Origin of the sequence: Paraburkholderia sp. BR10923 (genome assembly GCF_040948765.1) — a bacterium.
GTDB classification, from domain to species: Bacteria; Pseudomonadota; Gammaproteobacteria; order Burkholderiales; family Burkholderiaceae; genus Paraburkholderia; species Paraburkholderia youngii.
In genome coordinates this window covers 1-6384 of the sequence record NZ_JBFPKO010000080.1, presented here as the reverse complement: position 1 = coordinate 6384, position 6384 = coordinate 1, and the positions used below count along the sequence as shown (strand labels likewise).

At 53.8% G+C, this 6384-nt stretch carries 3 protein-coding genes and 4 pseudogenes; 2 read left to right on the top strand and 5 right to left on the bottom strand.

Features of this window, described 5'->3' with window-relative positions:
* The first annotated feature begins 255 nt into the window (after positions 1-255).
* Positions 256-1545 carry an IS4 family transposase gene (locus AB3X94_RS41035; RefSeq protein WP_368594253.1) on the top strand — a complete coding sequence of 430 codons (1290 nt, stop codon included), beginning with the start codon at positions 256-258 and terminating at the stop codon, positions 1543-1545.
* A 57-nt stretch (positions 1546-1602) separates the two neighbouring features.
* Here the strand turns inward: AB3X94_RS41035 and AB3X94_RS41030 are convergent, their stop codons facing one another.
* Positions 1603-2556: a class I SAM-dependent methyltransferase gene (locus tag AB3X94_RS41030; RefSeq protein ID WP_368614417.1), complete on the bottom strand. Its 954-nt coding sequence runs from the start codon at positions 2554-2556 to the stop codon at positions 1603-1605.
* Positions 2553-3905, bottom strand: coding sequence for an STM4012 family radical SAM protein (locus tag AB3X94_RS41025; protein ID WP_368614416.1), 1353 nt, complete (start codon positions 3903-3905; stop codon positions 2553-2555). Before AB3X94_RS41025 ends, AB3X94_RS41030 begins: the two co-directional genes overlap by 4 nt.
* Positions 3906-3956: 51 nt before the next feature.
* On the opposite strand from AB3X94_RS41025, the pseudogene AB3X94_RS41020 reads away from it, so the two are divergent.
* Positions 3957-4227 (top strand): annotated as a pseudogene (locus AB3X94_RS41020) (IS630 family transposase); the annotation flags it as partial.
* 93 nt (positions 4228-4320) lie between these two features.
* On the opposite strand, the pseudogene AB3X94_RS41015 reads toward AB3X94_RS41020, so the two are convergent.
* The 3 pseudogenes from AB3X94_RS41015 to AB3X94_RS41005 all read right to left on the bottom strand — a co-directional run.
* Positions 4321-4656 (bottom strand): annotated as a pseudogene (locus AB3X94_RS41015) (transposase); the annotation flags it as partial.
* Between the two features lie 233 nt (positions 4657-4889).
* Positions 4890-5033: pseudogene (locus tag AB3X94_RS41010) on the bottom strand (transposase); the annotation flags it as partial.
* A gap of 942 nt (positions 5034-5975) precedes the next feature.
* Positions 5976-6258 (bottom strand): annotated as a pseudogene (locus AB3X94_RS41005) (DDE-type integrase/transposase/recombinase); the annotation flags it as partial.
* Positions 6259-6384: the final 126 nt, after the last annotated feature.

Here is a 6384-nt window from a genome sequence, read left to right as displayed (position 1 = left end):
GCGCATGATCCTCAGAAAACTGCGGCGTTTTTGCGTCCTTGTGCTTGTGTCGTGGCTAAACCTCTGCGCCGCTTTCGCGTCGACACCGTGAGCGGTGCCGCCGAAAGCGAATTATTCAGACCGGACTCCTTAACTTTGATCCGTTCATGATCTGTGATGCCGGGCGTTGTCGCACACCCCTGACCTCGATGACTGGGCAAGTGAAGAGTTTGGTGCGCCGAACGTGGCGACGCTCGCCTGACCAGACGGCTCGTGATGCTGGCGCGTAGGCTTTCGACGAGTCCGCATTGCTCTTTTCCGCAATCGTTCAATTCTTCTGAGCTGAAGGCGGCTTATCGGTTCTTCGATAACCCACAGGTGGATGTCGATGGCGTGCTGGGCGCGCACATCGGCCAAACGCTTTGTCGCATGCAGCAGGTGCAGATCGTACTTGCGGTTCAGGACACCACTGAGTTCAATTTGTCTCATTTGCGGGCAACCGAAGGTCTGGGATATGGCTCCGATCCACACGTTCGTGGTTTCCTGATACACAGTCTGCTTGCGCTCACGTCTGAGGGGCTGCCACTCAGCGTGATCGGCCCGAAGACGTGGATACGTAGGCTGGAGGAGTTGGGCAAGAAACATCTGCGCGGACAACGAAGCGTACAAGAGAAAGAGCGCGCGAAATGGCTCGAAGGTATCGAGCAGCTGGGCATACTCAAGACACACTGTCCGCATACGCAAGTCATCGGCGTGAGCGATCGCGAAGGCGATGTCTACGATGTGTTCCTGGCACGGCGGCCTGCCGGTGTCGACTGGCTGGTGCGCGCTTCGTGGAATCGACGCGTTGCACACCCTGATCGATATTTGTTGGAAACCGTGCTAGCCTTGCCAGTGATTGGAGAAACGCAACTGCAGGTGCCTGCGCGCGAAAACCGACAGGCGCGCACCGCACGGCTGGTTGTACGATGCATGCCCGTACGCCTTCGTCCGCGGCAAAATCGTCGTCGCGAGAAGCTTCCCGAAATTGAGGTATTTGCAATTCATGCGTTGGAAACGAACGTAGACGAAGGAGCCGAGCCATTGGAATGGCTATTGCTGACCTCGGTGCCTACGTATACGCAAGCACAGGCCCTCGAGCGTCTGGCATGGTATGCACGTCGATGCACAATTGAATCGTGGCATCGCGTGCTTAAAAGCGGCTGTCGCATTGAAACCCGCCAATTTGGCAATGTCGAACGATTCGTACGCGCCACCGCGTTGTTCGCCGTAGTAAGCTGGAGAATCCTGTACGCGATGCTGCTTGCACGGCTTGATGGAAACCTGTCGTGCGAAGTATTGCTGCAGCCAATCGAGTGGCAGGCCCTCTACTGCCGTACGCACGGTAGTACAGAAATGCCCGATGAACCGCCCTCACTCGCGCAGGTGATTTTGTGGATCGCCAGACTCGGCGGCTATCTTCCTCGAAAGCGTGATCATCCTCCAGGGCCTACCGTCATCTGGCGTGGCTTTCTTGTTCTGCATGAAATTACGATGATGTACCGAATATTCAGGCAGGACGAATAGCACGACTGCATAACTTGTGGGTAATCCTGAGGGAAAACCCCGGGGCGGTTCACAAGGTTAATCCGCGTGCCTTGAGGTGCGGCAGGTCCATACATGATGTCTAGAGTTCCGCAACGAAACTGGTGACGTGAAATACTCGTATTTACCCGTCAAAATGCCCTGTGTGAATTGGAGTCCGTATTTCCCGAAAATCCAGTCTTCAACCACATAGTTGCCCGTCAGCTCCATAGGAGACGTCATGTTCCACCCTAGCATTTCAATCCGATTGACATGTCTCGGACGAACACCCATCGACTTGACTGCGGTAGCATCGGCTCCAAGGGGTATGCTGTCGAACAAGATTAAAGGAAGATTGTCGCTGTTCGAAAGATCGACCTTCGTCAACGTGAACCGCTCGACCGAGTTTGCTTTTCTCGAGAGAAACTTCTCAACGGCATGCACATGCGTCGGAATACCCGGATGGCAATCCCACTTGGCGTAGAAATCGGAACGAAGAATCTGCCAGTCCGCATATTGCGAGTCGAGATCGCCTCGGTCAAACGAATTGGCATGTCGGCACTCGTGCGGAACTGGGTAGCGAGGAATTCCAATAATCGATGTGAAGTTGTGAAATCCGCCCGGCTTAGTCAGTTGCCTCATTTCCCGAAGCAAGGGAATCCACACGTCTTTCGTCACGAAATGTAACGACGAGTGCGCCATAACTAGATCATAATTTTCATCCGGTACGAAATCCTCGATCCGTTGCTCGATCACATCGATGTTCAATGAATAACGGTCAGCAATCGAACGAAGTTTCTTCACGGCGTTCGAGGAAAGTTCCAAGGCGGTCACCTTGTGTCCCCTGAGGGCAAGAAAGAGCGCATTTCTGCCTTCGCCACAGCCGATGTCTATAACAGTCGAGTTTCGTGGTAGAAACTGTTCAATTTCAAATACCTCAACACTCGGTCCGCCCATCGTCCAAACTTTCGCGTCCGAATAACCTTTCTCCCAAAATTGCTCACTGTTGTTCATCGTGGAACATACCTTTCTTCCAGGGTTTTCACATGGCTCGAGAAAAGATGGTGCGCGACCAAATTACTGTATTTGTAACCCTTCCTGGTCAATCGAATCTTGTCATTGGACGGTGGCTCGATGCACCCCTCAGCCTCAAGTGCATCAATTACGTCCAAAAAATCAGAATACAGACTCCGGCCAAACTGTGATGAATAGTACGCCCGAGAAAGCTGGTTCAGCGTAAGGCTGAGGATGAAATATCTCAAGCGCTCTTCGTAAGCATCCAGAACAATCCCGTACCTCACCATGCTGTGTTCGGTGATTTCGAGGCTCAAATAATCTTGAATGGCCTTGCCGACCTCATTGAGGTCGACCGCGTAGTCGAAGCTGTAGTGGTATTTTCCGTTGTAGCTTCTTGCGCCTGCTCCAATTCCGATCATCGGAACGCCGAGAAAGTCGGAAGTCTCTTGGGCGTACGCGCTGCTGCTTTCTGGCAGACGGGTGAACCTAGTGAAGGACTCTTGTCGGTATCCATTCATTTGCATGAACTCGACATTGCTATCGTAGATCGCATACGTGGTCTGGTCGTCGATGTATCGCGCCGGATGCAATCGCTGCTGCTTATAAATCGCTGTGAGAGGTCGGCTAATTGCAGGATACAGTGAGATAGTAAGTGGACCTGATGAAACGATGTGGCGGAGCGAATTTTGCCAGCTTTCGTAGGTCTGACCTGAAAGGCCGTAGATCAGATCCAGATTGAAATTTTCGAAACGCTTTCGGATATTTTCTACCGCGGAGATTGTTGTCGAAACCGGGTATGGGCGACCGCTGGCCTTCAGTTCAGCGGAATCCATGGTTTGGATACCCATACTGATTCGGTTCACGCCTTGGTTTTTCAAGAAGTCGAGGAGTTCTTCGGAGATCGAGTCGGGAGAACCTTCGACACATAGCTCAGCAGAGGACGCAATATTCGGGAATCCGTGTTGAATCGATGAAAAAACCTGTCCGAATTGTTTTTCGTTTAGAATAGTCGCAGTTCCGCCACCAAAATACACAGATGCAACTGTCTTCCTTCCCGTATATTTCGCATAAAATTTGATTTGTTCACATATTTTATCAACATAATTTTGTATTATATCCTCTGTACCCTGGGTAGTTAGAAATAACGTACAATAAGTACACCTGTATCTGCAAAATGGTATATGGATATATATTGAAGCTGGCCCGCGATCACCGGTGTGCCATATTTCCGCAATGCCGATATTATGTAGACTTTTATACGACCTTTTCGAAGGATAACTATATACATACGACTTTAAGTGATTGTTCCTTATAGAATGTCGAATTGAATCCGCGATTTGCTGCATGCTTTTCTCCTAGTCCATTGAACCAATGAAATTGCACTTATCTAATAGTGCATGGGCAAAATGAATCTGAGTGAAACCGAGCGCGAAGAGCTGATGTCGATGCAGCGCAGCCGCACGATGGCGGTTGGCCAGGTAAGGCGTGCGCGGTTGATCTTGCTGCTCTTCGAAGGGGCCTCGCGGGCGGCGATCATGGCCGAATTGCTGCGATTCGCGATTCATCACAACGTGGCAAACGCGTTTCACCAGTGAGCGCCTGGGTGGCCTTTACGGCAGACATCCAGGCCGGGCGCCGCGACCTGACCTCGCGGGCCTTGAAGCGAGAGATCGACAGATGCATCTTGCGCCACGGCGTGCGCGCGGCCCTCTGAGCGAACTTTTCCTCGTACCACTGGCTCGCCCGCCCAAAGCTCAATCCCGTGCTGTCGACGATGAGACTGATCGTCTCGCCGCGCGCGAGACGTCGGGCCAGCTGTTCGCAACGCTGCGTGACGCTCACCTCCAGTGAAGCGAACCGTTCGCCCAGCTGACTGGCGCTGGGCACCAGGATGTCCAGCCCGCGAGTCTCCCAGTAGTCGTCCATATAGCCCGTGATCTGCCGCATCCCCCAGCCGAACAGCCGGTAGAAGGTAAAGATCAGCTCGATGTACGCCGTGGTGTAGGTCGGCTCACGCCCCGACACGCCCGGCGTACGGATCTTTGCGTTGATAAGCTGCGCCTTCAGATCGCCGCCCGGCACATACAGGCTGATCATGCCGCGCTTTCTCAGGCTCTGGTTATACGCCCGCGCGTTCATCACCCGGTACCCCGGTTTCTTGCGCTTGCGCGGTTCACCCGTCTTTAGTCTGGCTTTATATGGCATTATTCAAGCTGGCTTCATGATGTTGCGCTTCTACACAACCCGCACCATCTTTGCAATACCCCCATCCGGACTAAGCCCATGTACACCGTATGCCATCGGCCGAACTCTTTCGGCAAATCGCGCTAGGGGCATCCGGTCCGGCCGATCCAGAGGACAGCTTCGACAAACCAACGGTTGTCGGTCGCCGTGCGCTCTGGATCGCCTTCCTTGCCCGGCAAGACGGATTCGATTCGTGCCCATACTTCATCGCTCAATAACGTTCGAATCATCTTGGCCTGCTCGCGCAAAAGACAAAATGTAAACACATCTTCCCGTTCATGAAAATCAACACGCTCCACTTCGGCAACGGCGCGGGGGCAGCCACGGCTGCAGCGGCTGAGGTCACCGTCATCGACAGTAGCAACACAAACGAGGCGATTGATACTAAAAATTTTTTCATTAGAAGGCGCGGGCAACCCCGGCCTTCATGTCGGGGAGGGATAGCTCTCCGTGCACAGCACGGCCTTCGCCCGTCTCTTCTTTCGATAAAGCTATCATTGTGTATCCCTAACCATTGCTACGTTGAACGAGCTGGCCGTAGCGATGTGCAATGCCTTGCACTACGCTGCCTGCTGCCGCACCCACTAATTTCTCTCTGGCTCTTTTGATATTTGAGTGGGTGGTACGCCTTGCGCGGTAGCGGAAGACTCGACTCTTCGGCGTGGATTACCCCACCCCTAACCCCGCCCCAAGGCGTGGAAGTCCTTGCCGCCGGACGAGCTCGGGAGCTGGGCGCCGCAAGGCTTTGCCTGGCCCGAGCCGTCAAGCGTGCGACTGGATTTGACCGCATCAAGGGTGCGGTCCGCCGGGGTTACGCCCGCCCTTGACCCGGCCAAATCCACCCACTCGAAATTCAAAAGAGGCTTCTCTCTTGACTATCACTTTTTGTGCCAAGTGTGCGTGAGGTGGCAAATCCCACGTCAGTTCGGTATTCCAGCGAGTCTTCCGATGCGGTCGCTTCAATGTTCTCAATGTCGCAATTGCGACAAATGCGACAGATCATCGCATGGCTGGACGCCTACACTGTCGCGAAGTTGCGCGACTATGGGCAGGCTGTCTCGGATTTACAGTGGTAGGGGGACGATGTCCTTGTCGCAAGGTACAGGGCACCAGCTCGGGTTCTGTCGCAGTAAGAGCGAAAGGTCGGCCAAGACCGATATGGCATGCATTCCTTATACAGTCAGCGAATAGAACTGCTGTGCGGCAGTCTGCACCAACGCCGCAATCGTTCAATTGCCCCTTGACGATCATGTGCATGATTTTGATTTCGATGTCACCCCGGAGAATGCGGGCGCAACGAAATTTCTTGGACCCGAGCATCGGGCGGGTCCGGCGCTTGATCGCGCGGTGGTCCTGCTCGACGATGTTATTCAGATACTTCGGCTGACGAATCCTGATCGCCGTCTCGCGCCCGGCGTTGATAGCCTCAAGCGCAGCGAAATTCGCCCCACTCCTGGGCTTTGTCCGGATGGGTACGAGTTCCCGTGCCATGGACGCGACTATGCATTTTTGACGCAAACCGGTTTGCCGAAGGCGTTCCACCGGTTCAGCAGGTTGGCGATGATTACGCCTTCGCCTTCC